The organism is Nioella sp. MMSF_3534 (genome assembly GCF_030732985.1).
GTDB lineage: Bacteria > Pseudomonadota > Alphaproteobacteria > Rhodobacterales > Rhodobacteraceae > Nioella.
This window is the reverse complement of record NZ_JASHJX010000008.1, coordinates 73,052-99,966: the sequence shown is the minus strand read 5'-3', so window position 1 is coordinate 99,966 and position 26,915 is coordinate 73,052. Positions and strand designations below refer to the sequence as shown.

Annotated in this window: 26 protein-coding genes and 5 pseudogenes; 7 read left to right on the top strand and 24 right to left on the bottom strand. The window is 59.7% G+C overall.

Annotated elements, in window-relative coordinates:
- Positions 1–399: 399 nt before the first annotated feature.
- The 3 genes and pseudogenes from RBB16_RS05415 to RBB16_RS05405 all read right to left on the bottom strand — a co-directional run.
- Positions 400–2,082 carry a flotillin family protein gene (locus RBB16_RS05415; RefSeq protein WP_306045190.1) on the bottom strand — a complete coding sequence of 561 codons (1,683 nt, stop codon included), beginning with the start codon at positions 2,080–2,082 and terminating at the stop codon, positions 400–402.
- Between the two features lie 36 nt (positions 2,083–2,118).
- Entirely contained in the window at positions 2,119–2,889 is a 771-nt protein-coding gene (locus tag RBB16_RS05410; protein ID WP_306045189.1) for an OB-fold-containig protein, read from the bottom strand.
- Positions 2,890–3,000: 111 nt separating this feature from the next.
- A pseudogene (locus RBB16_RS05405) lies at positions 3,001–3,395 on the bottom strand (transposase); the annotation flags it as partial.
- 379 nt (positions 3,396–3,774) lie between these two features.
- Between RBB16_RS05405 and RBB16_RS05400 the strand changes: the two are divergent.
- Together RBB16_RS05400 and RBB16_RS05395 are read left to right on the top strand one after the other, a co-directional pair.
- Positions 3,775–4,255, top strand: a pseudogene (locus RBB16_RS05400) (IS5 family transposase); the annotation flags it as partial.
- An 88-nt stretch (positions 4,256–4,343) separates the two neighbouring features.
- Entirely contained in the window at positions 4,344–5,255 is a 912-nt protein-coding gene (locus RBB16_RS05395; RefSeq protein ID WP_306045188.1) for an IS110 family transposase, read from the top strand.
- A gap of 3 nt (positions 5,256–5,258) precedes the next feature.
- On the opposite strand, the gene RBB16_RS05390 is transcribed toward RBB16_RS05395, so the two are convergent.
- From RBB16_RS05390 to RBB16_RS05375, 4 genes and pseudogenes are all read right to left on the bottom strand, one after another.
- Positions 5,259–6,385, bottom strand: a protein-coding gene (locus RBB16_RS05390) for an IS3 family transposase (RefSeq protein WP_371931215.1) whose coding sequence is annotated in 2 segments (ribosomal slippage) — positions 5,259–6,115 and positions 6,115–6,385 — 1,128 coding nt in all. Because the reading frame shifts where the segments join, the coding sequence is not laid out codon by codon here.
- Between the two features lie 35 nt (positions 6,386–6,420).
- Positions 6,421–6,717, bottom strand: a pseudogene (locus RBB16_RS05385) (transposase); the annotation flags it as partial.
- A gap of 73 nt (positions 6,718–6,790) precedes the next feature.
- Complete coding sequence (locus RBB16_RS05380; protein ID WP_306045186.1) at positions 6,791–7,111, bottom strand: type II toxin-antitoxin system RelE/ParE family toxin; 321 nt, start codon at positions 7,109–7,111, stop codon at positions 6,791–6,793.
- 5 nt (positions 7,112–7,116) lie between these two features.
- The gene (locus tag RBB16_RS05375; RefSeq protein ID WP_306045185.1) at positions 7,117–7,359 is read right to left on the bottom strand and encodes a type II toxin-antitoxin system ParD family antitoxin; all 243 of its coding nucleotides are present in this window, start codon (positions 7,357–7,359) and stop codon (positions 7,117–7,119) included.
- A gap of 699 nt (positions 7,360–8,058) precedes the next feature.
- Here RBB16_RS05375 and RBB16_RS05370 point away from each other — a divergent pair.
- Both RBB16_RS05370 and RBB16_RS05365 read left to right on the top strand, forming a co-directional pair.
- Positions 8,059–8,487, top strand: coding sequence for a hypothetical protein (locus RBB16_RS05370; RefSeq protein ID WP_371931214.1), 429 nt, complete (start codon positions 8,059–8,061; stop codon positions 8,485–8,487).
- Between the two features lie 236 nt (positions 8,488–8,723).
- Positions 8,724–9,566 (top strand): hypothetical protein, encoded by an 843-nt coding sequence (locus RBB16_RS05365; protein ID WP_306045182.1) that lies wholly within the window; start codon positions 8,724–8,726, stop codon positions 9,564–9,566.
- 296 nt (positions 9,567–9,862) lie between these two features.
- Here the strand turns inward: RBB16_RS05365 and RBB16_RS05360 are convergent, their stop codons facing one another.
- Both RBB16_RS05360 and RBB16_RS05355 read right to left on the bottom strand, forming a co-directional pair.
- The gene (locus tag RBB16_RS05360) at positions 9,863–10,072 is read right to left on the bottom strand and encodes a hypothetical protein (protein WP_062564076.1); all 210 of its coding nucleotides are present in this window, start codon (positions 10,070–10,072) and stop codon (positions 9,863–9,865) included.
- Between the two features lie 18 nt (positions 10,073–10,090).
- Positions 10,091–10,315 (bottom strand): DUF2188 domain-containing protein, encoded by a 225-nt coding sequence (locus RBB16_RS05355; protein ID WP_306045181.1) that lies wholly within the window; start codon positions 10,313–10,315, stop codon positions 10,091–10,093.
- Between the two features lie 109 nt (positions 10,316–10,424).
- Between RBB16_RS05355 and RBB16_RS05350 the strand changes: the two genes are divergently transcribed.
- On the top strand, positions 10,425–11,525 hold the full coding sequence (locus tag RBB16_RS05350) for an XRE family transcriptional regulator (protein ID WP_306045180.1): 1,101 nt from the start codon (positions 10,425–10,427) through the stop codon (positions 11,523–11,525).
- A 31-nt stretch (positions 11,526–11,556) separates the two neighbouring features.
- Here the strand turns inward: RBB16_RS05350 and RBB16_RS05345 are convergent, their stop codons facing one another.
- From RBB16_RS05345 to RBB16_RS05300, 10 genes and pseudogenes are all read right to left on the bottom strand, one after another.
- The gene (locus tag RBB16_RS05345) at positions 11,557–12,348 is read right to left on the bottom strand and encodes a TniQ family protein (RefSeq protein WP_306045179.1); all 792 of its coding nucleotides are present in this window, start codon (positions 12,346–12,348) and stop codon (positions 11,557–11,559) included.
- On the bottom strand, positions 12,345–13,268 hold the full coding sequence (locus RBB16_RS05340) for a TniB family NTP-binding protein (protein WP_306045178.1): 924 nt from the start codon (positions 13,266–13,268) through the stop codon (positions 12,345–12,347). Before RBB16_RS05340 ends, RBB16_RS05345 begins: the two co-directional genes overlap by 4 nt.
- Positions 13,228–14,862, bottom strand: a complete 1,635-nt coding sequence (locus RBB16_RS05335; protein ID WP_306045177.1) for a Mu transposase C-terminal domain-containing protein — start codon at positions 14,860–14,862, stop codon at positions 13,228–13,230. The genes RBB16_RS05340 and RBB16_RS05335 overlap by 41 nt, the downstream gene beginning before the upstream one ends.
- Before the next feature lie 136 nt (positions 14,863–14,998).
- The gene (locus RBB16_RS05330; RefSeq protein ID WP_306045176.1) at positions 14,999–15,277 is read right to left on the bottom strand and encodes a hypothetical protein; all 279 of its coding nucleotides are present in this window, start codon (positions 15,275–15,277) and stop codon (positions 14,999–15,001) included.
- A 3-nt stretch (positions 15,278–15,280) separates the two neighbouring features.
- Positions 15,281–16,309, bottom strand: a complete 1,029-nt coding sequence (tdh, locus tag RBB16_RS05325) for an L-threonine 3-dehydrogenase (protein WP_306045175.1) — start codon at positions 16,307–16,309, stop codon at positions 15,281–15,283.
- Positions 16,310–16,317: 8 nt separating this feature from the next.
- Positions 16,318–17,511 (bottom strand): glycine C-acetyltransferase, encoded by a 1,194-nt coding sequence (locus RBB16_RS05320; RefSeq protein WP_306045174.1) that lies wholly within the window; start codon positions 17,509–17,511, stop codon positions 16,318–16,320.
- Between the two features lie 80 nt (positions 17,512–17,591).
- The gene (locus RBB16_RS05315) at positions 17,592–18,158 is read right to left on the bottom strand and encodes an XRE family transcriptional regulator (RefSeq protein ID WP_306045173.1); all 567 of its coding nucleotides are present in this window, start codon (positions 18,156–18,158) and stop codon (positions 17,592–17,594) included.
- A 248-nt stretch (positions 18,159–18,406) separates the two neighbouring features.
- Positions 18,407–19,165: pseudogene (locus RBB16_RS05310) on the bottom strand (alanine:cation symporter family protein); the annotation flags it as partial.
- A gap of 36 nt (positions 19,166–19,201) precedes the next feature.
- Positions 19,202–19,663: pseudogene (locus RBB16_RS05305) on the bottom strand (transposase); the annotation flags it as partial.
- A gap of 338 nt (positions 19,664–20,001) precedes the next feature.
- The gene (locus RBB16_RS05300; RefSeq protein ID WP_306045172.1) at positions 20,002–21,069 is read right to left on the bottom strand and encodes a hypothetical protein; all 1,068 of its coding nucleotides are present in this window, start codon (positions 21,067–21,069) and stop codon (positions 20,002–20,004) included.
- Between the two features lie 225 nt (positions 21,070–21,294).
- On the opposite strand from RBB16_RS05300, the gene RBB16_RS05295 reads away from it, so the two are divergent.
- A complete protein-coding gene (locus RBB16_RS05295) occupies positions 21,295–22,191 on the top strand; it encodes a recombinase family protein (RefSeq protein ID WP_306045171.1) in 897 nt (298 codons plus the stop codon).
- 48 nt (positions 22,192–22,239) lie between these two features.
- Here the strand turns inward: RBB16_RS05295 and RBB16_RS05290 are convergent, their stop codons facing one another.
- The 4 genes from RBB16_RS05290 to RBB16_RS05275 form a co-directional block, all read right to left on the bottom strand.
- Complete coding sequence (locus tag RBB16_RS05290; protein WP_306045170.1) at positions 22,240–22,641, bottom strand: PIN domain-containing protein; 402 nt, start codon at positions 22,639–22,641, stop codon at positions 22,240–22,242.
- On the bottom strand, positions 22,631–22,858 hold the full coding sequence (locus tag RBB16_RS05285; protein ID WP_306045169.1) for an AbrB/MazE/SpoVT family DNA-binding domain-containing protein: 228 nt from the start codon (positions 22,856–22,858) through the stop codon (positions 22,631–22,633). The genes RBB16_RS05290 and RBB16_RS05285 overlap by 11 nt, the downstream gene beginning before the upstream one ends.
- A gap of 103 nt (positions 22,859–22,961) precedes the next feature.
- A complete protein-coding gene (locus tag RBB16_RS05280; RefSeq protein WP_306045168.1) occupies positions 22,962–24,068 on the bottom strand; it encodes a ParB N-terminal domain-containing protein in 1,107 nt (368 codons plus the stop codon).
- Positions 24,065–25,420: an AAA family ATPase gene (locus tag RBB16_RS05275; RefSeq protein ID WP_306045167.1), complete on the bottom strand. Its 1,356-nt coding sequence runs from the start codon at positions 25,418–25,420 to the stop codon at positions 24,065–24,067. Before RBB16_RS05275 ends, RBB16_RS05280 begins: the two co-directional genes overlap by 4 nt.
- 458 nt (positions 25,421–25,878) lie before the next feature.
- Here RBB16_RS05275 and RBB16_RS05270 point away from each other — a divergent pair, with 458 nt between their 5' ends.
- A complete protein-coding gene (locus RBB16_RS05270) occupies positions 25,879–26,601 on the top strand; it encodes a DnaA N-terminal domain-containing protein (protein WP_306045165.1) in 723 nt (240 codons plus the stop codon).
- Here RBB16_RS05270 and RBB16_RS05265 read toward each other — a convergent pair.
- Entirely contained in the window at positions 26,577–26,825 is a 249-nt protein-coding gene (locus RBB16_RS05265) for a WGR domain-containing protein (RefSeq protein ID WP_371931216.1), read from the bottom strand. The two genes, RBB16_RS05270 and RBB16_RS05265, sit on opposite strands and share 25 nt — an antisense overlap.
- Positions 26,826–26,915 lie beyond the last annotated feature (90 nt).

The window sequence follows — 26,915 nt, the reverse complement described above, 5'->3', positions numbered from 1 at the left end:
AAGCTGGTCTCCATCGTAGATACCAGCTTGAATCACGCTCAACGCGCGTTGGGAACCCCTTTTGTCAACACCGCCTAGCCCCACAGCCTCGCAAACACAAGGCTAAAATCTGAGTGGCGCCACCGGCCGCAGCCTACACTGTATTGTTACAGCCCCCCTCCAGGCTGGAGGTCAACACCACCGCTCAACTGTCGGATGTGGACGTGCCGACTAATCATGTGGCGCGATGTCACGTTCGTTTCCCTGCGTCAGGCGGCCATAGCAAGAAGGCTACAATGCGCCACCGGCCGCATGCCTCGGATCACGCCGCGCTGCTGCTGGACCTGCCGGGGATCTGAGTCCCTCATGCGAAAGGGCCGCCCCTGCGGAACGGCCCCGTTCATCCATCCTGATAGATCGTTACGCGGGGCGCTGCGGCGCTTCGGCCTTGGCCTCCGGTTCTGCCGGGGGCTCCGACGCGGACGGCGCGGCCTTGCCCATGGCGGCATCCACCACGTCGGCCAGACCGCCCTCCATGGAAATCCCCAGATCCTCGCCCAGCTTCTTCATCGCGGGCAGTTGCAGGGCCATTCCAAGGATCGAGTCCATCGCCTGATTGACAGGTGCCTTGCCCTCGCCAGAACCACCGCCCGACGCGCCGCCCCCGAGGCCGGACACCTGGTGGATGCGGATCGAGTCGATCTTCTCGGCGGGCTTGACCATCTGCGCGACGATATCGGGCAGCGCCTCCAGCCGGGCCAGCGCCACTTTCATCTCGACAATGGCTTCGGAAATCGCATTCTCCGCCTCGACGATGGCGCGCTTGCCTTCCGCCTCGGCCAGCATGTCCTTCTTCTTGGCCTCGGCGCGGATCGAAATCGCATCGGCATCGGCCTGTGCCTCCTCGCGGCGGGCGGCGGCGCGGTCCTCGGCGGCGTCCTTTTCCGCCTGCGCGGCCAGCTTGATGCGGGTTGCTTCGCGTTCCGCCTCGCGCTGTGCCTCGATGATCGCGATCTGCTTCTGCCGTTCGGCCTGCGCGACCGAGCGCGCGGTCTCGATCGATTCCTGCGCTTTCGTGGCCTCTGCCCGGGCGGCGTCGGCGCTGGCGCGGGCGCGGCTTTCTTCCTCGGACTTCTGGGCGATGATGATCTGGCGTTCCTGATCGGCCACTTCCAGTTCGCGGTCGCGGGTTATTTCGGCCTCGCGGATCAGTCGCTCGCGGGCGATGTCGGCGGCACGGATTTCGCGTTCCCGCTCGATCCGCGCCTGTTCGCGTTCCTTCTCGGCCACCTCGTTGCGGCGGGCGATTTCGGCCTGCTGCGCGGCGCGCAGGGTCGCGACTTCCTGTTCCTGCTGGATCGCGGCCTCCTGTTCCTCGCGTTCGATCTGGAGCCGCTGGCGCGCCTCTTCCATCGCCGCGCGACGCACGGCCGTGTTAGCCTCGGCGTCGATCTGCGCGCGTTCCTTCTTGGACACGGCAATGACCTCGGCCAGCTTGCGCATCCCGACCGCGTTGAAGGCGTTGTTTTCATCGAGCGCCTCAAACGGCGTCTGGTCGAGCGCGGTGAGCGATACCGATTCCAGTTCAAGACCGTTCTTCAGCAAGTCCTCGGAGACGGCATTCTGCACCTCCTGCACGAATTCCGAGCGGTTTTCGTGCAACTGGTCCATGGTCATCTGCGCGGCCACAGACCGCAGGCCATCGACAAGCTTGCCCTCGATCATGTCGCGCAGCTGGTCGACATAGAAGGTGCGGTCGCCGAGCGTCTGCGCGGCGCGCGAAATGCCTTCCTCGGTCGCATTGACCGAGACGTAGAATTCCACCCCCACATCGACGCGCATCCGGTCGCGGGTGATCAGTGCGCCTTCGCCGGTGCGCTGCACCTCCAGCCGGAGGGTCTTCATGTTGACCGGGCTGATTTCATGCAGCAGCGGCACCACGATGGTGCCCCCGTCCATGATCACGCGCTTGCCGCCGGCGCCGGTCTTGACGAGGCTCATCTCGCGCGTGGCACGCCTGTAAAGACGGCCCAGAACCAGACCGATCAGGACGATGAACAGAAGGACGGCACCCACGATGATGCCGATGGTCTTGAGATCCATGGTCGAAATCTCCTCTCCTTGAAATGGACGGGCGGATTACCCGGAAAATGCGATCAGCCGGTAGCCGCCGGTTTCGCGGTGGCGCAGGACAAGAACCTCGGTGCCGCGTTCCAGCACATCCGCATCGGCCAGCGGTTCGGCGCGGATATAGTGCAGGTTGCCCCAGTAGTCGGTCACACGCACCTCGGCCGGGTGGCCCCGGCGGGCGGTGCCTTGCGTGATCACGCCCCGGCGCCGCGCCAGACGGCTGCGCGACAGGACCTGCGTTTCCGTCTTGGGCAGAATCGCCGCGAAGACAGCTGCAAACCGGCCCGCGAACCAGACCCCGGCAAACCCCGCGACAGGCAGGCTGAGCACCAGTGGCAGAGCGAACCCGAGGCTGCCCGAAACCACGTTGACCAGCACCGTGCCGGTCAGCCCGAAGCCAAGCAGCAGCGAGGTCAGCCACAGCACGAAAGGCGCCTTGCCCATGCCAAGCCAGGCCAAGAGGCCCGAAGGCTCCGGCGCGGCCTCGGCCACCGGATCGCCTTCGAAGGCGGGCAGGTCATAATCGGCAAGCTCCGCCTCCATCCCCGCAAAATCGAAATCGAGCCCGTTTTCCAGGTCGAAGCCCGGTTCAAGGTCGAGATCCATCTCGAAAGGTTCGGCAGCGAAATCCGCCGCGTCCAGATCGGCCTCGCCGCCACCCGCGCCCAGAAGGGTGCCGCCGAGCAGCGCAAAAACCAGTTCCAGCAGGAAGAGGCCGAACAGAAGGGCCAGTGCCAGGGTATAGGGCACCATGTTGGGTGCCAAGAATAAAGAACTCATACCTTACCTCAAGAGGACCTGTTTATTAGAATAAGAACCGTATCAGGAGCAATCAAACAGACTGTCGGTAACTTTTGACGTTCTATCCATTTTCGGCAGATATCTGGGCCATGTTGACAAATGGCGTAGCCAGAGGCGGATCGACGTGATGTCGATTAAGCTCAGAAAGCTCTCTGTGATTTTGTCATAGCGGGTAGCGACACGACGGGCATTCTTGAGCTTGTTGAAGCACCGCTCGACCAGTTTACGCAGCGAGTAGAGAGAACGGTCGAAACCCTGTCGCGGAGTCCCTCTTTAGCGCCCACAGCCTGATGAGGGTTGCGGATCACGGTGCTGTCGATCATTGTCCAACGTCGGAACTGCCGGTAAACGCTCAACCACTTGCCAAATTCTTCGAGCAGATCACGCCAAGGAGCGTTCATCCGCGCGATCCAGAGAACGCCATCCAAAATAAGACGGTGGTTAGGATAGTGCGCGCGTGCCGATGTAATCGCTCCGCTGCCCACCTGCGGCGGCGCGGTCGTGAGGACGGCCTACGCGTCTATTACTTCAACTGTCGGCATGTCATCCACTCCCTGCGCCGAAAGCCCCAAGCATTGGCAGGCTCAGTCTGTCACGACGGGCTGTTCCCGCGCTCGAAATACGCAGCGGCTTGGACCAGGTTATCCGCCGCCGTGCCTTGCCGCGACGCCAGCCGAAAGATGGTCGATCTGCTGTGCCTCGCCCATGAAGAAAGATACCCCTCAGCATCGGCACCACCCCGCCATCGGCCCTGGCCGGGGCCGGTGACGGGGCCAGTTTAGCAGAGAACAAATACAGAAGGGTCAGGATGCATTGATTTCCCGAGCGCTGCGTGATTCACGGCACGGAAAACGGAGCGGTGACATGAGCGACCTTTTCTGGCTGACTGACGAGCAGATGGCCAAGCTTTCCCCTTTCTTCCCCAAGTCCCACGGCAAGCCACGCGTCGATGACAGACGTGTGTTGAGCGGGATTATCTTCATCAATCGCAATGGCTTGCGCTGGCGTGACGCGCCTGAAGCCTACGGACCGCATAAGACGCTCTACAGCCGGTGGAAGCGCCTCCTCTCGGGCATGCAGAGCATGCCCTGCCAGGCAACGGGAGCGACAAGGGCATCTTCGCCCAAATGATGGCGGGTCTGGCCGCCGGGCATGGCGAAGAGAAGACCGTGATGATCGACGCAACGTTTCTCAAGGCTCACCGAACAGCGACCAGTATGGGCGTGAAAAAGGGGGGCGTGGACGCCTGATTGGTCGGACCAAGGGAGGCATGAACACCAAATTGCATGCCATCTGCGACAGCGAGGGCCGCCCCCTCAACCTGTTCGTCACTGCCGGACAAGTCAGATGGAGTGGTTGCCGCCCTCCCTAGACGGCATCGCAATGTGCCAAGGTCGTGGTGTTCAACGCCACGCGCAAAGGAGGACGGCGAGATGAAGAATATGATGATCGGGGTCGATCTGGCAAAGGCAGTTTTTCAAGTTCATGGTGCCCTTCGAACGGGAGAGGTCCAGTTCCGCAAGAAACTGACGCGGAAGCAATTCCCCGCGTTCATGGCGCAGCAAGAGCCCAGCATGGTGATTTTCGAGGCGTGCGGCAGCGCACATTTTTGGGCCCGTGAGATGGAAGCTCTTGGGCACGAGGTAAAGCTGATCGCACCGCAATATGTGCGCCCTTTTGTGAAGCGGCAGAAAAATGATGCGGCCGATGCTGAGGCGCTTGTCATTGCGGCACGCCAGCCTGAGATGCGTTTCGTGGAGTCCAAAACAGTCGAGCAGCAGTCTTGCGCGGCGGTCTTCCGCGGCCGGGAACGCCTAGTGCATCAGCGGACCGCTGATGTGAACGCCTTACGGGCTCTGCTGTATGAGCACGGCTATGTGTTTCCGGTCGGCATGTCCCACCTCAATCGCATGACGGCGCTTGTGCAGGATGAGACCGTCCACTTGCACGCGTTGATCCGCGAAGAATGCCTGGACCTGCTCGGGCAGATCGCAGAGAAAACCGCGCGTATCATTGAGCGCACCACGAAGCTCAAGACGCTGGCCATCCAGTCAGACAGAGCACGCCGGCTACAGACGATGCCGGGTGTTGGACCGCTGACGGCCGTTGCAGTCGAAGCGTTTGGTCCCGACATGGTGGAATTCAAAACCGTGCGCAACTTTGCGGCTTGGTTGGGCCTTGTTCCTCGGCAGCATTCCTCCGGAGGCAAGGAGCGCCTTGGTCGCATGACGAAGGCCGGTCAAGCCGATATCAGACGCCTGTTGATTATCGGCGCAATGTCGCGACTGAAGTGGTCCCAGCTTTTCGGACAGTTTTGCAGCGTTTCTAAGGTGTATCGGGTTTAAGTTTCATGCTGCTTTTTGCTCTCCCAATCCTGCCCAATATGCGTCGTCGGGCGTGAGCCGATCAAGCGCGGAATGGGGCCGCTCGGTGTTGTAGAATGCCATCCAGTCCTTGATGACGCGCCTGGCCTGGAAGCCATCCCTGATCTCTTCGAGATAGATCGCCTCCTGCTTCAGGCTCCGCCACAACCGTTCGATGAAGATGTTGTCGAGGTAGCGGCCCCGCCCATCCATCGAGATGCGCACGCCTGCCGTGGTCAGCGTCGTGATCCATGCCGATCCGGTGAACTGCGATCCTTGATCCGTGTTGCATATCTCGGGCGGGCCGTATTTGGCGATTGCCTCCTGCAAAGCCTCGACGCAGAAGTCTGCGTGCATCGTGTTCGACAGACTCCAGCTCAGGACTTTGCGCGACGCCCAGTCCATGATCGCGACCAGATACAAGAACCCGTTCCGCACCGGTACAAAAGTGATATCGGCACACCAGACTTGGTTCGGTCGGTCGATCTGCATCTTCCTCAGCAGATACGGATAGACCGGATGCTGGGGATGCGGCTGGCTGGTTCTGGGCCGTTTGTAGATTGCTTCCAAGCCCATCTTTGCCATCAGCCTTCTGACGCGATGACGCCCGACAACAATCCCTTCCCGGCGCAGGTAGGCCGCGATCTGGCGTGACCCGAAGAACGGGTATCTGGTGAAGACGCGATCGATCTCTTTCATCATCACCAGCGTGTTCGCGTCGATGCCGACAGGCGAGTAGTAGAACGCAGACCGACTGAGCCGCACCAGCTTGCATTGCTGGCTGATGCTCAGCTCGGGGTGATCCCGTTTGATCATCGCGCGTTTTTTCTCGGGGCTCATCGCTTCAGCCCTTCGGACAAAAAATCGTTCTCGACCGCCAACCTCCCGATCTTGGCATGCAGCTCTTTGACCTCTGCTTCTGTCGGGCCGCTTTGCTTGCCGCCAGAGAACACATCGGCCATCCCGTCGATAGCCTGCCGCTTCCAAGTGCTGACCTGGTTTGGGTGAAGCTGGTGCTTCGCCGCGATCTCCTGCACGGTCTTGTCGCCACGCAGCGCTTCCAACGCCACCTTGGCTTTAAACTGATCTGTAAAATTCCGGCGCTTCGCCATTCTCGTATCCCTTCAAAGGGTTGGGATACACCTTAGCTGACTGTCCAGTTTTCTGGGACCACTTCAGACCAGCCCAGTCCGACCAGCTGCAGCAGGCTCTGCACGAATCCGGTCGTTTGTCTCAGTGGCATGCCAAAGAGAACCTTCATAGTCAGACAGGCCTGGATTGCGGCATCGCTGAAGCTCTGTTGGCGACCGCGCTTCCCGGTAGGCGGAGGGATCCATTCCATGTCAGTATCAAACCAGATCGTCAGCGATCCCCGCTGACACAGTGCTTCATTATTAGCCGACCAGTTCGTGGTCTTGTGCTTCGTAGGGGCCCAACTGCTCATGTCTACCAGCTATCATGCTGGATTCATGTAGTGAATCCCATACCGATTTGTGCAACAACGCCAAACGCATGGCTTAGCCGCCGTCGAGATCCTCGTAGTAGACGAGCGCGGGCATGTTGCGGCGCTGGTGCACGATGCGCAGGATGACTGCCGCACCATCCGTCGCATCGAGCCGCTTGAAGAAGATCACGTGACGTTGGCAGCTGACGGACCGCATCCCCGGAACTAAGAGACTCCTGTCCCGGCCCGCGTCGGGATCGCCAGTGATCCGCTCGAAGGCGGTGACCAACTGACGGTAATAGGCGAGCCATTGGCCCCTGCCCCAAGCTTCAACGGTGTAGGCACGGATCTCTTCAAGGTCGGCTCTGGCCCGATCGGAAAGTCGAATGGTCATGCGGGTCAGCGATCAAACGCATCCGGTTCGAAGGCTTGAGCATCGAACTCGGCGAAATCCCCATTTTCTGCCAGGGTGGCTGTCTCCTCTAGGTCGGCCTTGAGGACATAGAATTGCCGGGCGCCATCCTTCTCCATCAGCATCCTTACGCCGGCACGCACGACTTCGCTCAGATTGGCGTAAGCGCCGGACTCGATCTGCGCCTGCACATATTTCTGCATCGGTTCGGTCAGGTGGACGTTTGGCATCAGACTCTCCTATCTATGCTCAATCATATCAGATACTGTCATTAATCTTCAAGCGCATGTTCGATCCCAGCATAGGCACCAATACCGGATGGTTGCTCCATCCCGTCCTTCTGCGCCCGGATTCCAGCCGGGGAACCAGGCGGGACAGTTTTCCGATACTGCCCGTCCCGAGACCATGAGCGCTGCGACTCGCCGTTTGAAGGGCTCATACCGTCTGTTCTGCCGTGACCGCTTTCTTGGCCGTATTGGACCGCCACATTTGTATTTTATTACAGATGTTTGTTTGGAGATTTACATGAAAGGGGTCCGCAACTTTGGCCACTTTCAAGACGCCGAAACAGCCAACACCGGCGTCATATCTTGGAAGCCGTCAAACGGCACAAGCGAACAATCGTGCGCAACCATCAATCAAATCTCCTTGCTATCATTAATGTTGTTTCGTATCGATGCACCATTATAGATGGAGTCGGCATCATGAAGCACGTGATCCACAGCGTGGCAACAGCCACGGCACTAAGCATATCCGGACTAATGGCCTCGTCAGGTCCGGCTCAGGCCTATCAGGTGGACTGTGCAATCCTCCTCTGCCTTGCGGGGGGCTGGCCTGCCTCCGCACCCTGCGCGCATGCTAGAGCGGTCTTCATTCGGCGGATCACGCCATGGCCGATCGAACCGCCCTTGCAAATCTGGCGGTGTCCGATGGGTGTGTCGTTCAACGATCCCAACCCGATGTCACCCATGGAACGCCTTTATGACATCACGTTCCGCGATCCGCCCGAACCGCAGGAATCGACTCCAATCCCCCTTGTCCGCGTCCAGGCGGATGAACAAGCAGACATCGACATCTCGGGCGACGCCTTTGACTTCGTTCGAAGCATTCGCGTGTATCACATCCAGTACCGCCAGCACGAAAACCGAGATGGCGACTGCAATCGCAGCGACTCGACGCGATTTGGGTCCTACGGCGTGCAGGGCGATTACCGATGGACAAGATCCAACGTGGGCCAGGTGCCAGCCGCGTCCGGCCTGAGCATCCCGAATGGATGTGGCAGCTACTTCTACCGCTCCGTCTTCGTCGACTGGCGTGATCACGCCGGGAACTATGGTTCTGAAGAAGTTCGCTACTGACAAAATCTGCGCGCGGTCTTGCCGCCCGCGTCCTAACAACCCCGCACTGAAGGCAGTGCAAAACCCCCAAAAAGGAGACGACGCCAGACCGTGAAGCCTGACGCCGTGCTAGAAAACTCCGTGAACAAGGGTTTCCTAGCGCACCGCTAAAACACCTGCAACCAGCAAAGTTGTTTTGCTGGCAAGAATGTTGTTGTCTCACGACATGGCGTCGGATCTCCAAGGAGACCTCGACCATGGAACCTACGACCGGCCTGATCCTGCGACGGATCACGCAGACAAATCTCTCTGTTGCTGCGCACAAGCTTGCTACCCTCATCCTCGATGCCATCGCCTGGAAGGATGGCTACAACGGTTTGTCGCGCGGAACGGCAGCCTTCACCCTCTCTGCCCTAGCGGAGAAGATGGGTGTCTCACGACAATATCTTTCGGTTCTTTTGAGCGAACTTGAGACGTCGGAGTTGCAGCTCGAGCGGGCGAAGCCGAATGGCAAGTTCGCGCCCTGGATTTTTCGGTTTTCCGCCTTCGACGAGGAGAGTGAAACCCATGATCTCGTGTCAGGTGAAGGCGACACATCACTATCTAGAGATAATAATAACAAAACTATCTTCTCAGGGCTGATCGATATCACCGCGAGTTCGAACGTTTTCCAGACCAGTTGGGCAGAGCTCATCAAAGCAGCGAAGGCCACGTTGCCTTGCTGGAACATCGACACCCAGGTCATCTGGGATCGCTTCCTCGCCTTCAACCGGTCCCGAGGCAACGGAAAGGTGCCGGCCGGCTTCCTGCTTGGCTTCATGCGACGATGGCGAAATTCTTCGGGAACTCCACATCGTCCCGCGGTCAAGCCGCCCGCGAGACCAATTACGGGCCGCAAAGAACGCGAATTGCTGAGACAGATGCAAGCCGCACCAACTGCGAACCGCCAGTTCCACGCGTCCGACTTGTGTCGCTTGATCGGACACGCTGCCTACGAAGCGCGTGTACTGGATGTGATCCACAAGTTTGGGTGTCAGAGGTTTTCAGCAACTTTGGCGGTGCACGGAAGAGCGGTGTTGGCAGGGGAGATTGCGCGGTGACTTTCACTCAGTTGGCCAATCAAGCTCGGATTCAGCCAGATTATGGGTGCAATTACCGGTGTGGTCGCGCAGTGAGCTCTTGAAGCACTGCATCGGCTTGAAGCCATGTGCCTTCCTATCCGAGGGGCCGAAACCGGAAGGGATGGCCTGAATGTCGTATGAACGGCGGTTGCCTGAGAAAGGACTCCCGTCTCCCGCTACAAGCGGCGGTTCAGCGACCGGAGTTGATGATTGCCAGCCGAAAGGGCAATCCAGTTGGGGAGGTGAAGACGCTGTGGGCGGCTTCGACGGCCACGTCAGCGCAGCCGCTTCTTCATGCGCTCGATCTGCTCGGGCGAGCCCTCGAAGCTGTAGCCTTCGCGGGTCTTCTTCATCCGCACGCCGGGACCGGCAGCTTTCTTAAGGCTGTCTTCGACGTGCTTCTCCATGCTGCGCGTCAGCTCACGCTGAAGCTGGGCGGCGGAGGTGATCTTGCGGCCATTGAACCGCATTTCGATGCGAGCCATCGCGTCGTTCCTTTTCTGTTAGCCCTTCGGAGGGAAGGGATCGTTGCCGTAGGTGTTACGCTCGCGGATACGACCGTTCTCGCCGTGGATCAGCATCTCGCTGCCCTGGCGCATGGCGGATTCTCGCGCGGCCGCGATGGCCTCGCGCTGCGTGCCGTGGACGGAAGACGCGCGGGAGTTGCCCGCCCCCTTCACTGCCCAACCGCCCTGATGCGGCACAACATGCTGAATTTTCTTTGACATTTTAAGCTCCATGTGTCGATTTCGGTTGACGAGCCTGCCAACTTTGTGTTTAACTATATACCATAAAATGTCGCTTATCAACCAAAACAACAACCGCCGGGAGAGGACCATGTTCGGACAAAGGCTCAGGCTTGCCCGCAAGCGGGCTGGCCTATCCATGCAAGCTCTCGCCGACCGCGTGACCCCAAGCGTGTCGGCGCAGGCCATCAGCAAATACGAAGCGGACAAGATGATGCCGTCCTCGTCGGTGTTGGTCGGCCTCGGAAAGGCGCTCGGCGTGTCGCTGGATTTTCTTGTCGGTGGCCAGGTCGAAGCTCTGGAAAGCGTCGAGTGGCGGAAGAACTCGACTGCCTCGGCGCAGGATCGCGCGATGGCGGAAGCCATCGTTATCGAGAAGCTCGAAGACTATCTCGCCATCGAGGACATCCTCGACCTGCATCCGGCTGAAGACCCCTTCGCCGCGCTGCGCGTGGACAAGGTGGCCGATGAAGAAGCCATCGACGCCAAGGCGCGGGAAGTGCGGAAGGTATGGAAGCTCGGGATCGACCCGATCCCGAGTATGACCGCCCTGCTCGAAGACAAGGGGCTCAAGGTCATCGAGGCCGATCTCCCGGAACGCATCAACGGGCTGGCCTGTCATGTCGAACGGGCGGAGGGCGCGCCGACTGAAGTGATCGTCGTCTCGCGGCACACCAATGTCGAGCGCAAGCGCTTCAATCTCGCCCATGAACTCGCGCACCGGATCATCACCGAAACCGGCAATGCCGCGCTCAAGAAGGAACCCTCGATGCACCGCTTTGCGGGGGCGTTCCTCATTCCGCGTGAGCATCTCGAAGAGGAAGCTGGCCGAAACCGTCACGGCATGACCTGGATAGAGATCATGCGGCTCAAGCGCACCTACGGAGTCTCTGCCGCCGCGATGCTCGTGCGGCTCGGCCAAGTGGGTATTCTGTCGAAGAGCGCTGTGGAATATGCGTTCAAGACCTATGCGCGAAGCTGGCGGCGCGAAGAGCCGGAGCCTATCGGTCCCGGTGAGGGTTTCGCAGCCTTCGAGAAGCCGCAACGCTTCGAGCGCCTCGTTTGGCGCGCGCTCGGCGAGGAGTTGATTTCGCCTGTTCGCGCTGCCCAGATGCTCGGGCTCCCTTTGAGCGTTGTCGAACGTGACATCAGGGGGCCGCGTGACCAGTTGTCGCGTTGCCCTTTAATCTGAGACGGGGCGCGTTTGGCGAAAATTTTTGCCCTTAATTGTGAGATGCGGCTGTCATGGGGCCGGCGCTTTTCGCGCGCCTTTGCTCGATTTGATCAACCGCAGCAAGCAATCGAGGCTCCTTCTCGAAGGCGCGCAAGAGAGCAACCCTTGCATAGTCGTCGATGCTTTTGCTGACGATGGCTGCCTTAGCCAAGGGCTGAGATCGAGCGGCAGCGATTGCGGCGAGGCAAAACAGCCTTACTTCTGGTCTGTGGCTCTGAAGAGCGAACAACGGCCCCCCGTGGCAGTTCATCAGTGACATGGCAAAGGTGACCGCTCGCATCGCGCGCCGAAGTTGCTTGGGGCCGCGTGATCGCGCGGCGCACTCAAGCATCCCTGCCCCGCGGCGCGCTCGGAATATCAGTTTTCCGGATATTTGTTCCTCACGGTATTTGCCAAGGGTCTGCACAAGTCTCGTCCCGCAAACTTGGCAGTCAAATGCCCAGGCCCGCCTCCAATGCTTGAGCGAAAGGCCCTCTCGGGCGCATTGCGGGCAATGCTGGAATGGTATCTGGGCCGTCAGCAAGGCTTCTCGTGGCGTCCTTGTCGGAAAGGTCAAAGACCGCACGATATCTGGGTCGATACGTGTGGCGTTGGCAATCTTCTGCACCGCAGCTGCGTCGACGTCGAAGTCCAAGACGGTGCCATGCGCGGTATCGATTTTGATGTGAGCCAGCAGTTCCGCGTCATTACAGTAGTTGGCCGCGGCCAGCCGAGACAACCAACCTGACAACAACTCGTCTGGCAGCGGCGCGACAGTCTTTGGCAGCGGGTGCGGCTTCACACCTCGGACTTCTCGAGCCGCCGATGGGCTTTCGCATGGCGCGACCAAACCGGCGTCCATTTCGCGATCGCGTCATCGGTCATGCATTCCTCACCTGTGACAATGGCGTCGATGGAAAGATCCTTGATCAGGGCGAAGATGCGCGAGGTCACCCCGCCGGTCAGCGCAAGTATCTGCTTGAGTGACTTGACCTTCAGATTGGATTTTTTCTCGAGGGGCATTGCCGCGATGAGTGTCTGGATCATGTCCGAGAACTCGGCATCGTCGCGCCAGTTTGGCAGGTGATGTTCGTCCAGCCGCCTGGCAAGCTGGATATCACCACGGATGGCATCGACGGCCTCGCTGACCCCGAGGCAGACCAGCGATACTTCGAGTTCATTGCTGAGATACCGCAGAACATTGAGAAAGCGGCGCTGTTCGCGGTGGGTCCCGGCCAAGAGGTTGTGAACCTCGTCGATCATGATCATCCGAAGGCCAAGGTCGCGTAGGAGCGCGATGACGCGGACTTCGAGGGAAGCCACATTTTGAGCGCGGGCGCTCAGTGCCGTCGCCGGGGCGCCGACGGCGGCCAGGATGTGCAGGTAGAACCGCCGTTCGTCAGGCGCAGGCGGCGCTTGCAAAAGCAGCAGCGGTGTGCGGGTAATGCCTGACGCAGGATCGTAGTCTGGTGCGTACTTGCGCGACAGGTTTCGGGCGATCATCGTCTTGCCGATCCCGGAGGCACCATGCACAAGAAGCCTAGGCATACGGGTTTGCCGTGGCGCTTCGATCAGACCCCGCAAGCGGTCCAACACCTGTTCGGCCCGCGGAAAGCCGATCCAGATGTCTGATTGAATGAGGGCGATCCGACCGTCTTCCTCAGTTGTCCCTGCCCTCAATTCACCATCTCTCCACCTTGAACAATGGGCGCGATGTATCACCCGTATCGATCGGGCGCAGCCCTTCGGTTGTCGCGACAGCCGAGTCGGTGCCCTCCAATGTCCCTTTTCTTTCACGGGATCGGCGTTCGGCCTTCGTCAGGCCCCGGCTCTCAGCCTCGATCTGGCGTTGTTGTCGGATCAGCTCAGCCAGGACCAGCTCATTGGACCCGGACTTGCCAAGGGCGCGGGCATTCCTCATGGCTTCGCGATATTCCCATAGTGACACGGGCGGAAATTCCAGGTTTCTGTACCGCGCCTCAACATATCGGCCATCTTCCAGTTCAACCCAGATCATTGAGATATCGCGAGGATCGTAGCGAACAACCACCTTTCCATCGCCGCGCCCAATGTGGCCTGCAAGGGCATCCGACCAGTACCGTATCTGGAACAGATGGATGCCGTCACGCCTGACCTTGCGCAGTTCGCTCGGCAGGAAGCTCACCTGAAAGGCGTCCATCTCGAAGGGGATGTCGCCCAACATCTCCGCTGAGAGCGCCTCCCATTTGGCAACGGGCGTGCAGCCAAGACTTGAATGAATGCTGTTATTGTATCGGCAGATTTCCAGGGCAAACCAACGATCGAATTCGCTCAACGTCATCGTGGCCATGCCTTCGGCATCATAGTCGCCCTTGGTCGCGATCGAGGATTGCGTTGTTCCCGGCAACAGGTGGACGGCCCCCATCATCGTCCCGATCAAACGTTCGATGTGACCTCCGAAGTGAGGACTTCCCGGCGGCCGATAGACCAGATCGATCCCCCATTCCGCGCATGCCGAACGAAAGGCCCGCGACCGGAAATCGCGGCCATTGTCGACGTGCAGGCTGAGCGGTTTGCCCTGTGCGGGCCAAGGAATATTGCACGCCAATTCCGCCAGAAGTTCCGCCTTGGGGGCCACCGCCTGTGTCAGGCAAAGCGCTACTGACAATCGCGAAGGCGCCTCGAGAGAAGTGTAGTATCCGGTTACCATCCGCGTTGCGATGTCGATCGCCAGGGTGACCCAAGGCCGCCCAATTGGTTGGCGTTCAAAGCTATCGACAAGAATGATGTCCGCCGGCGTATGATCAATTTGTATGATCTCCAGTGGCACACTGGCCTTGTTCTCGCCGATGACGGCCGCAAATTTCTGGCGGGCAGCCTTTGCTCCCTCTCGTGCCTTTGCAACTTCGCGGGCATCCATCGCATCCAGACGACGCTGAACCGTCCGCCGTGTCGGCGCCTGCAAGCCCTGTTGCCAGCACGCGCTACGGATTTCTGTCACGACGCGCGACAGGCTCGAACGCTCCCGGCGCAAGAAATAACGGCGAAGATGTTCTTCGATCACCGCTTCGACCTTGCTTGATATCAAGGCCGTACCGACTGGCCGGCCCCGTTTCCGCGGAGCCAGGGCACTGGTGCGTCCACCTTCTTCGACCAGCCGCTTTATCCAGCGCCAGACCGTCGCCCTGCTGACACCAAGCTCCCAAACGGCGTCATTGACGCCACTTTCCAGGCTGTCAGTTCCTTTAAGATATGCTTGGACAAGCGGGCGCAGCACGGCGGCCCTGCGCGAATCTTCCGCACCAACAGCAACGGAGTCTTCGCCATCATCATCCATCGAAAATTGCCGCACATGTCTGTGAACCCTGTCGCAGGGTTAAGGGTAAAAATATCGGAATAAAAGGCAAAATCTCATATTTAAGGGCAAAGCACAGCCGTTGATTTCGTTGGATTTCTCATCTCACAATTAAGGGCTACGCGACAGGTGTCGTCGCGGAGTGGTGGAAGGTGGCATAGGCGTCCTGAATCAACGCACGCAGAGTATCATCCTCGATCTCGCCATCGACGAAAGGTGCCATCACCGTGAAGGCCACCTCTGCATAGGGCTTACCGCGGAAAGCCCTGATGGTTTCTTCGGTCAGACGCGGCCACGCCTCGGGAACGTAGAGGCCGCCGTCCTCCGCCAGCCCCTTGAGAAGAGCATCTTTGAAGGTGAGGGTCGGTGCCTGCCCGCGTGTGGAAATATATCTCATGACTCAGGCCTCCCAGTCCAAGACAGCTTTACCGGATTTTCCCGAGAGCATGGCCTCAAAGCCCTGCTCAAAATCATCGACGGGAAAACGGTGCGTGATCACGTCGGAAATCTTCAGGCCATCTTCCAGCATGGCGATCATCTTGTACCATGTTTCGAAAATTTCGCGGCCATAGATGCCTTTCAACGTCAACGACCGGAACACGATGCGACTCCAATCGACCTGAGATTTCCCCGGTGGAATTCCAAGAATTCCAATCCGTCCGCCCATGACCATCGCGTCGACCATCTGGTCGAATGCGGCAGAGTTCCCGGACATTTCAAGGCCCACATCGAACCCCTGCTTCATTCCGAGCTGGCCCATGACCTCGCGCAGGTCCGTGTTGGCGACATTGACCGCAATGACATCGGTTACTTTCCTGGCCAGGTCGAGCCGGTCCTGATTGACATCGGTTATCACAACATGACGTGCGCCCACATGCTGGCATACGGCCGCGGCCATGATACCGATCGGACCAGCGCCAGTGATCAGTACATCCTCCCCGATCAGATCAAAGCTCAGGGCCGTGTGGACTGCATTGCCCAACGGGTCCAGAATCGCCCCGATCTCATCCGGGATCGCGTCCGGCAATGGCACAACGTTGAAAGCTGGCAGACACAGGTATTTGGCGAATGCGCCATCGACGTTGACGCCAATCCCTTTTGTTTCAGGGTCCAGATGAAACCGGCCGGAGCGGCTTTGGCGGGAGACCTTTCCGATCAGGTGGCCTTCCCCCGAGCATCGTTGCCCGACTTTGAGGTCTTCGACGTTGCGCCCGAGCTCCACGATCTCACCGGCGAATTCGTGACCGGTGATCAGGCCAACAGGAACGGTCTTCTGCGACCAGGCATCCCAGTTCCAGATATGCACATCAGTCCCGCAAATACCTGTCTTTCGAACCTTGATCAGAACATCATCCGGCCCGATGGTCGGGATCGGGCGCGTTTCCATCCAAAGACCCTTCTCAGCTTTGGATTTGACCAGGCATTTCATGTGTCCGCTCATTTGATAACACCAATCTCTCGGCCCGCCGTCGCGAATGCGGCCAGGGCAGTATCCAGGTCTTCTTTCGTCAGCGCTGCGTTCATCTGTGTCCGAATGCGAGCCTGCCCCTGTGGCACGACGGGGAAGAAGAAGCCGGCAACATACACGCCGAGCTCGTACAGCCTTGAGGCCATCTCTTGCGCGAGCCGCGCGTCGCCAAGCATGATGGGGATGATAGGATGCTCGCCCGGCAGCAAATCAAATCCGAGGTCTGTCAGTCCTGCCCGCCAATAGGCAGCATTCTCAAACAGCCGTGCCCGCAAATCATCGCCCTCGGCAACGAGGGTCAGAGCTTCGAGGGCCGCGCTGACCACGGCAGGGGGAAGCGAATTCGAGAACAGGTAGGGGCGTGCGCGTTGGCGGAGCAGGTCGATTACAGGCTGGGGTCCTGCGATGTATCCACCGACAGCACCGCCGAGCGCTTTGCCGAGTGTGCCTGAGAGGATGTCCACATCGACGCCGAAATGGGCTGGTGTGCCCGCGCCGTGTGGCCCCATGAAGCCAGTCGCATGGCAGTCGTCGACCATGACGAGCGCCCCGTACTTTCGCGCCAGCTTGGTGATCTCTGGCAGCCGTGCCAGCGTGCCATCCATCGAGAAGACGCCATCTGTCGCGATCATCATGGTCCGGGTGCCAAAGTCATGAGCTTCCTGAAGCTTCGCCTCGAGGCCGGCCATGTCGTTGTTGGCGTAGCGATATCGCCGTGCCTTGCACAGCCTGATCCCGTCGATGATCGACGCATGATTCAGGCTGTCGGATATGATCGCGTCTTCGGGGCCGAGAAGAGGCTCGAACACCCCGCCGTTCGCGTCAAAACACGAAGCGAACAGAATGGAATCATCCTTGCCGAGGAACTGAGCCAGGGCCTGTTTAAGATCCCGGTGGATGTCCTGAGTGCCGCAAATGAAGCGTACGGACGCCATGCCATAACCGTAGTGGTCCATGGCGCTTTTGGAGGCTGCGATCAGCCGGGGATGGTTCGCCAGCCCCAGGTAATTGTTGGCACAGAGGTTGATGACCTGACGGTCCGTCTGCTCCACATTAATTCTGCCCGCTTGCGGGGAGCTGATGCTCCGTTCGTGCTTGTAGAGGCCATCGGCCTTGATTTGGTCGAGTGTGACAGAGAGCCTGTCTAGGTATGATTGAGTCACAGCAACCTCCGGTTTGACGGATTAATATCCGTTAAACAGTCGAAATGTCAATATGACGGAATCCTTCCGCTACACAGGAATCATGCGTTCTTCACGATCAGGAGCGCCCGGGCCGATGAAGAGGCCGTGATCGAGTGGTCAACATCGGCTGCGTACCGGATCGTATCGCCCGTCGAGATGTTCGCGGCGGAGTCGCCGGAGGTAACAGTCAGATCGCCGTTCAAAGACGTCAGGCTCTCGACGCAGCCTGACTTGTGTGGCGTGCTGTCCAGCGATGCTCCCTGTTCGAACCGAATATCGTAGACCTCTGTGCCGCCCACCTCGTCCGAAGCGCTGAGTATGCGAATCTCGCACCCTGCCGAGCGGTTTCTGATAACGGGCGTGTTTTCCGCGCTCATGACTTCGCGGATCGTGGGGGCGTGCTCTTCCTCATCGTCCAGGAGCGCTGCGAAGTCTACGTTCAGCGCTCTGGTCAAGTTCCACAAGCTGGCGACGGTCGGGCTGCTTTCGCCCCGCTCGATCTGGCTAAGCATCGAGCGGGACACGCCTGACAACTTCGCCAACGCATCCAGGCTGAGACCTTTCGCGGTTCGCTCATCCTTTAGTCTTGCCGCCAAACGTGAGGCGATCTCCACATTCTTGTTCAAACCTTGCCTCCATGACGTTATCGGGAAGACTAATCCGTCAGCTTCAAGATTCCAATATAGCAATTGGCTATTCCGCTATCGTGTCGGTGGGAGGGCATGTCAGAATATCATGGACCTTCGGTGTTCCGAACCGAGAAGAAGCCCCGTCTGAGCTATCCGAGGCTCTCACGTGGCCGTGGCTCAAAGAAGACATCCCCGGACAATCTTCGCCGGGGATGTTGGTCCGTTCAGGAGCTGAAACTTGAGGCTCAGACGCTATCGGTGCGCTGGATTTCCCCCGAGCGTAGCCGCCTCAGACAGGATGAGAGTTCGCGTTTCACGATTGGCATCAGCAGATACAGGGCAAAGATATTCACGACGGCCATCGAGAAGAGGGCTGCATCCGAGAAGTCAATCACTGGGCCAAGGTTGGCAGAGGCGCCAATCACGACGAAGACGCAGAACACCAGTTTGAAGATCAGGCTGGTCACTTTTCCTCCTCCGAACAGATAGGTCCATGCCTTCAGCCCGTAGTAGGACCAGGAAATCATGGTGGAGAACGCGAAGAGGATCACAGCCAGAGACAGAATATACCGAAACCATCCAAACGACGTCGAGAACGCTGTCGACGTCAAAGCCACGCCCGTTTCCCCTAAAAGTGTGCGGATGGCGGTTCTCGCATCGTTCAGCAAATACACTCCAGCGGTCGCGTCGAATGCGAGTTGCCCGGTAATAATGATCACCAGCGCAGTCATGGTGCACACCAGCACTGTGTCGATAAAGGGCTCAAGAAGCGAAACGCACCCCTCCGTGATGGGTTCCTTGGTGCGGACGGCTGCGTGCGCGATAGCGGCTGAGCCGACCCCAGCCTCGTTTGAGAACGCAGCGCGGCGGAACCCCTGGATCAGTGCGCCCGTGATCCCGCCGGCAACGCCAACGCCTGTGAAGGCACCCTCAAAAATCTGTCCGAAGGCCCAGCCGATCTTGTCGGCGTTCATGGCAATGATAACCAGCGCCGTGGCAACTGAGCTACTCCCCGTCGCTTGGACAGTTTCCGGGATAATTTAAGCTACTCTCTGCCCCTGCCGGTCGGTTTCGATCTGGTTGAAGTAGACCACGGCGGGCGGCTGTCCGCCATGGGCGGCGTGGGGCCGCTGGTGGTTGTAGAAGGTGATCCATCGGCCAACGCCGGCCTTGGCCTGCGAACCGGTCTCCCAAGCGTGGAGGTAGACGCACTCATACTTCAGGGACCGCCAGAGCCGTTCGATGAAGATGTTGTCGAGTCACCGGCCCTTGCCGTCCATCGAGATCCGGGTGCCGATCCGTTTCAGCCGGTCGGTCCAGGCGAAGGACGTGAACTGCGACCCCTGGACGGTATTCATGATCTCGGGCGGGCCGAAGCGGTGGACCGCCTCGTTCAGCGCCTCGACGCAAAAGTCGGCTTCGAGCGTGTTCGAGATGCGCCAGGCCAGCACCTTGCGGGTGAACCAGTCCATGATGGCAACCAGGTAGAGAAACCCCAGACGGCCTTGGCGCAGTGGTATGGGCAACGCACCCGGGGGCAGGGTCAGCGCGTGCGCCGCGTGATGCTGGTGGCGCTGGCCCGTAAATTGGCCGTGGTGCTTTGGCGGTATGTCGAGACAGGTGACCTGCCGCACGGGGCGATACTGTCACGGCAAGCAGCGTGAGTTTCCAGAACTGAGAGCTTCAGGCCTCTGGCCGGGGGTCGGAAGGCGGGATGACGGGCGTCGTGTCAACGATTGGCATCTCAACCGTGCCGACAAAAAGTGTGAACCCGCCCCCGATCGGTCAACGTGTATGCAGGATTGTGGTTAGCCGTCACGGAGATACCGGGACTCAACAACTAGTTCTTGATCCGCCACATTCTGAAGCGTCCCTGTTTGGTCACTTCTCGGAGCAGGTCTCTCTCTTCCATCCAGGCGAGGTTCCTTTGAACCGCCGCACGACTTGCGCCTGTTATAGCCTCTGCCATCGGGGCTGACACCAAAGGCCACTCTGTCAACACCGAACGAAGAGCGGCCGAAGTTCGTCCGGAAAGCTGAGACATGGCTACTTCCGCCCGGGCAACCCATGTCTGGGTATCATCTAGATGACGCATCGCCGTTAGAATTGCGCTGTTCATCCCATCCAACCAGCGGACCAATCGTTCGGGTGGCAAGCCCGATCCTCGCAACCCCCCTGCCCCGCCCATAGCCAACGGTGCGAAGACGGCGCCGTTTCTGTCGCCGGCCGCGATCCTGGACGCCGTGACGGCGGCTTCCATCAGGTCGCCGTGCTGTCCGAGGCCCGCCAGACTCCAGAGATGAAACCCCATGCAAGCCCTCGTGATTGGGTGTAGATCGGCTGCGGCTGTCATTACGTCCAGCCATCCACCCGCGCGATCCTCGAAACGTTCAGCGCTGTCTTCAATGTTCTCGGGATCGCGGCGATCCAGGAAGGCCGCCAAGTCACTTTTTGGTCCGGGACCGCCTGTCAGGCGCCGAACAGCCCATCCAACTCTTGCCAGTGCATTTGGGTCATCCTGTGCACCTGACAGCCGCATCGATATCCAGAGCGCCAGACGATCAGAACTCACCCGATCCCCTGCGAACCAGCTAAGGTCCGCTGCTTCGACAAGAGCGAGTCGGTGCCGCCAGCCTTCCGGGCCGCGCAGCAGCCGGTCATCCAGAGCGCCCAAGCGTCCAGCAACCCGTGCCAGTCGCGCAGCGTGAAAGCCTTCTGCCTTTGCCCAGTCTTTGATGACAGCAGTGTCGGGCGGTTCTGCCCGTCGCCCGGGAGGCAAATCATCCGGTTCTTCTTCGAGTGGTCCCGGCAGAAACCAGAGATCCTCTTCGTGAGCTTCTCCATCCTCCTCGATGGTGACGAGCGGGTCATTGAAATCATCAACAAAAGCAGATGCATGAGTCTTCATATGTGCAATATACTGTTCTTTTGCACATTACCCAAGTGATTTGTGGCGGTTGCCTTCGCTCTTTATATAGTATGCGCGCGCGACTGCCGGTGAAACTTCTCAGATCGCGCTCAGCGCAAGGAAACCAAGGTTTTTTGGACGAGCACGACGAGAGAGCGCCTACTTGCATTCATTTACAAACGGTCGTTTATTGGCAATATATTAAATTGCAAACGGCCCTTTTTCATGCCCCTGATAGGCTACGCCCGTGTTTCCACAGAGGATCAGACCCCCCTGCCCCAGTCTGAGGCCCTGCAAACTGCGGGCTGCGTCGAGATCTTTGAAGAGCACGCCTCGGGCGGCAATCGCGCGCGGCCGGTGCTGGCACGCGTGCTGGAGCGGATCGGCAAGGGCGATACGCTGGTCGTCGTGCGCATCGACCGCCTGGCGCGGTCCCTCTCGCATCTGCTGGAGGTGATCGAACGTCTGGAGGCCAAGGGAGCTTTCTTCCGCTCCCTGCAGGACCCCATCGACACCGCTTCCCCGCAGGGCAAGTTCACATTGCAGGTTCTGGGCGCTGCGGCCGAGTTTGAACGTGCTCTGATCCGCGAGCGTACCAAGGCTGGGCTTGCCTCGGCACGCGCCAAAGGGCGCGTAGGTGGCAACCCAGGGCTTCGCGCCAAGGACCCCGCCGCGCTGCGCAAGGTGCGGCTGGCGCGGCAGGACGGCTACATGGAGCGCCTCAACGAGACCGCGCAGGATTGGGTGCCCCGTGTGCGCCATTTGCGCCCCGATATGGCTTGGGAAGACGTCCTGCGGATTATCAATGCCCCCCTGCCCCATGATCGTCATTGGACCCAAAGCCGCCTGCTCCGCGCTGTGAAGGCATATGTGCGCGACGGGTTTCTGCCCGATGAAGTGCTTGGCCGCGCCGGACGTCGCGAAACCCATGATCGCCTTCCGGCGATTGTCGCAGCTATCAAAGGTGCTGACCCCGAGATCACCCTGCAGGCAATCTGCGACCGGCTGGAGGCGATGCGCGAGCGCACCCCGCGCGGGCGCAGCCGTTGGCAGCCGTCCTCGGTCAGAATGCTGCTGGATCGCGCTGAAAAGCTGGGGCTGCTCAAACAAACGACGATGTAACCTTGTAAATCTTCCGTTGAGTGGAAGACTTGCATGGTTCCAAGCACTTTAGACTTGGGCGAAAGGATTGATGATCCGAAGCCGGCCCTCCACGAGGAGGCCATCCTGCATGTCCTCCGTCCAAAGCGTGGTGCAGCCAGCGATCAGGGCCGCTGAGACGATCATCGCATCGTAGACCGAGAACCCATACCGTTCCGCCAGCGCGCGACCGACCTCATGTGTTCGCATGGTCAGTTCCTCGACCGGACACAGCACCTGGATACTCGCCAAGAATGCACCCGTTTCATCCCAACTCAGGCCCGCCTTGCGCCGGCAATTCACCAGGGCCTCGTTCAAGACCTGAACGCTGATACGCGGCCCTTGGCCCAAGATGGCCTCGGCACGATCCGCCTTCGGGCCGTCATCAAGGAGGGAGAGAACGATATTTGTGTCGGCGAACTCAGCGCTCATGAGCCTCGGCGCGCTTCAAGCGCTCGTTGGCAGGCAGACTGCCCCGAAACCGCCGCAGGCCGGCTAGAACCTCTTCCGCGCGCGGCTGGCGCCGGACCTTCACGGCCTCATCGTCCCGGATCAAATCGATCTGATCGCCTTCTTTCAGGCCTAGTTCACGCACCAGTTCCGCCGGCAAACGTACCGCGAGGGAATTGCCCCATTTTGCGACTTGCATCTCACCCTCCAGGAGCGTGGATATACATGACGTAATGTAGATCACGCGTGGACCCAAAACAAGACCGCCGCAGGCCGGGGCCAACCCTTACCCGCGGATAAGGTCAGCCCAACCCATCAACCAGAGTGGCGATAGCCTGCTCCAGTCGCGCCCTGTCGATCGAGGTAAAGTCGCGGTCAACCTTGATTTCCAGCCGCCCCTGACCCGCCGTACATTTGATCTGGCCGTGCGCGCTGCGGATGTGAAACGTGGTCTTGGCCTTTGCACCGCCCCGCCCTGCCTTGCTCGCGGGCTTGACGACCGTAGGTTCTGACGGAACATCATACTCGTCGGCCTTGGAATGGCGGCGCAGCACGTCCAATTCATCGCGGATACTGCGGCTGTCGCCCATTGCAGTCACCTCAGATCGGATGATCTCGACAAGCTCCGGGTGGTCTTTCAGCCGCCGCGACAAGTCCACGCCCAGGGCGCGGGGGATCTCGGTCGGAAAATTCAACGCCGAACCTATCGTGTCCAACAGATGTGCGAAGGAGCGGATGTAACTGCGCTTGGAATAGGGCGCGGATTGAAACAGCGCAGCAATGGCCGCGCTCAGATCATTGGCCTCAGTTGCCGGGTCGGCGGCGTAGTTCTGGGCAGCATAGGCCATTTCCGCAAAGGACAGATCCTTGCGGATCACGTTCTCATCCACCATGCGCCGATAGAGCCCGGCGATATCCGCCGCCCCCGGCAACACAAGCGCCGGGATGCACGCCCACTCTTCCTGCCCGGTTTCTTCCAGCAATTGGCCATAAGCACGCAGCCTGCGATAGCCTTGCACCAGTTCAACCCCCTGCCCGTCCGGGCGCGGCAGCACTCGGATCGGATTCGATAGACCCAGGTCGCGGATCGAGGTCACAAGCTCGGCCAGTTCCATGTCGTCACCGGGTAGGCGGTCGCGCACCAGCATGTGGCAATGCACATCCTCCAGCGGCACCGCCTGCACCACATGTCCCGCTTCGCGCAAGGCAACGTATTCATGGGCCAGCGCGTCGTTTTCCTCGCGGATGGCCTCGGCGGCGGATTTGCGGGCCTGAAGCGCCTCGGCGTTTTCGGCGATGGCGCTGGCCATCGGGCCACGGCGCTGAGGTTCCGAAAGGGCAGGGGCCTCAACCACCCCCACCTCTTCCTCGGGCATCTCGATATCGAACATCCGTCTTTTTCGGGTCATGCGTCATCTCCTACGGCCAGCGGCGCGGGAGCGACCTTATCCGCGGATAAGGTGCCCGTCGCCATCGCCTCCCAATGGGGCAGCATCGTCTCTTTGAATTCGCCATATGCGCGGTCGAAGCTGGCCCTGGCGCGGCGCCAGGTTTCGCGGGTCATGTCGCGGTAGTCCATTTCGTAGATTGAACTTAGGAACCGTCCCGACTGCTCCACCGCGCGGGTCATCTCGACCGGGTGGCGCGCAAGCTTATCATCGAAAACCTTACCAAAAGCTTCAAACATCGCCCGGTGCAGATCATTGCCCGGCTCGTAGCGCGTCAGCAGGAAGCGAATATCGTGGAAGGCCTTGGGCAGCGCGATCTTACCCGCGGATAAGGTGCCCTCGAACCCGTGCGACAGATCCTCGAGCGCCTCGCTCAATTGCCCGATGAAGCTGGTGGTGCTGTCGTATTCCCAATAGCCCGGGCCGGAGGGGATATAAAGCATGTCCGCGGCGAAGACCGCGTTCATTGACTGGTACCCAATGGCAGGCGGGCAATCGAACAGGATCAGATCCCACTGGTCATCGGGAAGTTGGTCTAGAAACCGGCTGACAGCCGCAAAGAAGGACCACTCCGGATTTAGATGCCGATATTGGGCGGAGGCGAATTCGACGAAGGCCGCGTTAGCGCAAGAGGGGATTAGATCGATCGTGGGCCAGTTTGTGGGCTGGATGAAGTCGCTCAAGCGCAGATCCTGCAAGCCCAAGTCGGTGATGCTCGCCGGAATGGATCGGCGGGGCAGGGCGGCACCGCTAGCCGCCCCGCGAGGCGCATTGTTCTGGGCCTCGGTCTCGCGCACCAGATCGCGCGCCATGATACCCCAGACTGTGTGCTCTTCGCTGACATCGGTCAATCCCATCGAATGGCTGAGCGTCGCCTGCGGATCGAAGTCGACGCAGAGCACACGGTACCCATCCAGCGCGGCGGCGTGGGCGAAATGCAGCGCCACGGTGGACTTGCCGGCGCCACCTTTGAAATTGGCAATGGCAGTGCGGAAGGCGCGACCCTGCGGACGCGCGGGCATCAACGGTTTGCCGCGTGGCCTGAGCTTGCGACGCAGGGCGTTCACCTCCTCTAATGTGAACCAGCGCTGCCGCCCGTCAGGCTCCACCTTACCCGCGGGTAAGGTGGGGTCGGCAGCCAGTTTACCCCGGAAGGTTGACTGGTTCATGCCGAAAATCAGTTCAGACACCTCCCACGAGGAAAAACGGCGCAGCGTCTTAACCTTCTCCGGAGAGAAAGTTTGCTGACGGATCCAGCCCTGCATCTTAAGTGACTTGGCCTGAAGAGTTCGAAGATCGGAGTGAGTAAGCATAATCCCTCGGACGTAGATTGTTTCGTTTTCCTGATTTACGCCGAATTTGCTCTTTTTGTCGAGTTCGATATTCTATGGGCGCGTTGAACCGCTCGGTCAAGGAAACAACGGTCGCGCTAGGCGCCAACCCGAATCGGAGGAACGGAGGCTGGACACCGACCACCCCGACTTCATGGGCGTATTTAGGGGGACACCATTCTCCCGATGGCGACATGTTGAGGGGACATCAAGGGACAATAACGGGACGCCCTAAACGTCCCACAATACCAACCGATACCAGTTTTCTTTCGAAAAAGGATTTGGGATTTGGGCCATCGGATTCGAATCCTTGACAAATCCGCACTTTCGAACGCTAATCACTGCAAGATCGGGAAAAGCGTCTGAGAATAGCCTCACACCAGATGGGGCATAGCTTTCCCAGAGGCAGATATCGCACGACACCGGGGCAGGAGCGCGGCGTGACACAGAGACAAGCGGGGTTTCCCGCCCTTTCTAAACAGATCACTGGACCCGGTGCCGCGGCACTCAAGTATGATATCATCAGTGCACTTTTGGTCACTGCCAGCCGTGGCGACGCTGTCGAGGCCCGACTGGCTCTCCGCCTCTCACTGCTGATCACCGCCAGGTTCAATTGGCGCAGCGGTTTCTTTGCCGTGGGCCAGAAGGAGATGGCCAGAATGTGGGGCGTGACCGAACGCACGGCCAAGCGCGAGATGGCTCATATGCGCGGCCTCGGCTGGATCGTCGTCACGATTCCAGCGGCGCGTGGCAGGGTTGCGCAGTACAGGATCGATCTTGCCACGGTGCTGCGCGCGACGATGCCGCACTGGGAAGCCATAGGCCCTGACTTCGTGGCCCGAATGACCGACGCGCCCACACCCGAAGCACCTTCTGAAACAAATGTCGTGCCGCTACGTCGGGATTATTCGCCGCCGCCCGAGGACGGCACAGGCTGGGCCGGTGCCGCAAATCGGCTGCAGGCGCAGGATCCGGCGATTTATAGCGCCTGGTTCGCCCCGTTAAAGCCACTTGAGGCCGAAAGCGGGACTTTCACTCTTCTAGCACCGTCGCGCTTTCACGCAAGCTATGTCCGAACTCATTTCGTGACCAGACTTCTGGCGGCGTTGACGGCAGAGGACAGGACGATCCACGAAGTTCAGATCGTGGCGGCCGGGACCTGACCAGTAGGGCAGGGGGAGTGATACCCTTTGCGCCGCTTGACGCGCGCCAATCGGTCAGAAGCCTCGAGTGCTGCGTCGGCGGTTGGGAAGGTTTCCACCATCATTTGACCTCTTGATCCGATCCGTCCCCAATTTCGGACCAGAGACACCTCCCCGAACAATGTGGGTGCGAGGGAGACAACGTAGAACCGCGCCATATTCCGTGATGGATCCTGGCGGGTCATGTAAATAGGCAGAGGCAGCCGACCGGTCATGGCCAGGATTGTCCCACGGTCTGCAAGACTGGTCCAACGACGAATTGGAATCCATACAAC

Excerpts from the sequence above, each read along its gene's own strand:
- RBB16_RS05415 (WP_306045190.1), bottom strand. The coding sequence starts at position 2,082 with ATGGATCTCAAGACCATCGGCATCATCGTGGGTGCCGTCCTTCTGTTC.
- RBB16_RS05410 (WP_306045189.1), bottom strand. The coding sequence starts at position 2,889 with ATGAGTTCTTTATTCTTGGCACCCAACATGGTGCCCTATACCCTGGCA.
- RBB16_RS05395 (WP_306045188.1), top strand. The coding sequence starts at position 4,344 with ATGAAGAATATGATGATCGGGGTCGATCTGGCAAAGGCAGTTTTTCAA.
- RBB16_RS05380 (WP_306045186.1), bottom strand. The coding sequence starts at position 7,111 with ATGACCATTCGACTTTCCGATCGGGCCAGAGCCGACCTTGAAGAGATC.
- RBB16_RS05375 (WP_306045185.1), bottom strand. The coding sequence starts at position 7,359 with ATGCCAAACGTCCACCTGACCGAACCGATGCAGAAATATGTGCAGGCG.
- RBB16_RS05370 (WP_371931214.1), top strand. The coding sequence starts at position 8,059 with ATGGGTGTGTCGTTCAACGATCCCAACCCGATGTCACCCATGGAACGC.
- RBB16_RS05365 (WP_306045182.1), top strand. The coding sequence starts at position 8,724 with ATGGAACCTACGACCGGCCTGATCCTGCGACGGATCACGCAGACAAAT.
- RBB16_RS05360 (WP_062564076.1), bottom strand. The coding sequence starts at position 10,072 with ATGGCTCGCATCGAAATGCGGTTCAATGGCCGCAAGATCACCTCCGCC.
- RBB16_RS05355 (WP_306045181.1), bottom strand. The coding sequence starts at position 10,315 with ATGTCAAAGAAAATTCAGCATGTTGTGCCGCATCAGGGCGGTTGGGCA.
- RBB16_RS05350 (WP_306045180.1), top strand. The coding sequence starts at position 10,425 with ATGTTCGGACAAAGGCTCAGGCTTGCCCGCAAGCGGGCTGGCCTATCC.
- RBB16_RS05335 (WP_306045177.1), bottom strand. The coding sequence starts at position 14,862 with ATGGATGATGATGGCGAAGACTCCGTTGCTGTTGGTGCGGAAGATTCG.
- RBB16_RS05330 (WP_306045176.1), bottom strand. The coding sequence starts at position 15,277 with ATGAGATATATTTCCACACGCGGGCAGGCACCGACCCTCACCTTCAAA.
- tdh (WP_306045175.1), bottom strand. The coding sequence starts at position 16,309 with ATGAAATGCCTGGTCAAATCCAAAGCTGAGAAGGGTCTTTGGATGGAA.
- RBB16_RS05300 (WP_306045172.1), bottom strand. The coding sequence starts at position 21,069 with ATGAAGACTCATGCATCTGCTTTTGTTGATGATTTCAATGACCCGCTC.
- RBB16_RS05295 (WP_306045171.1), top strand. The coding sequence starts at position 21,295 with ATGCCCCTGATAGGCTACGCCCGTGTTTCCACAGAGGATCAGACCCCC.
- RBB16_RS05290 (WP_306045170.1), bottom strand. The coding sequence starts at position 22,641 with ATGAGCGCTGAGTTCGCCGACACAAATATCGTTCTCTCCCTCCTTGAT.
- RBB16_RS05285 (WP_306045169.1), bottom strand. The coding sequence starts at position 22,858 with ATGCAAGTCGCAAAATGGGGCAATTCCCTCGCGGTACGTTTGCCGGCG.
- RBB16_RS05280 (WP_306045168.1), bottom strand. The coding sequence starts at position 24,068 with ATGACCCGAAAAAGACGGATGTTCGATATCGAGATGCCCGAGGAAGAG.
- RBB16_RS05275 (WP_306045167.1), bottom strand. The coding sequence starts at position 25,420 with ATGCTTACTCACTCCGATCTTCGAACTCTTCAGGCCAAGTCACTTAAG.
- RBB16_RS05265 (WP_371931216.1), bottom strand. The coding sequence starts at position 26,825 with ATGACCCGCCAGGATCCATCACGGAATATGGCGCGGTTCTACGTTGTC.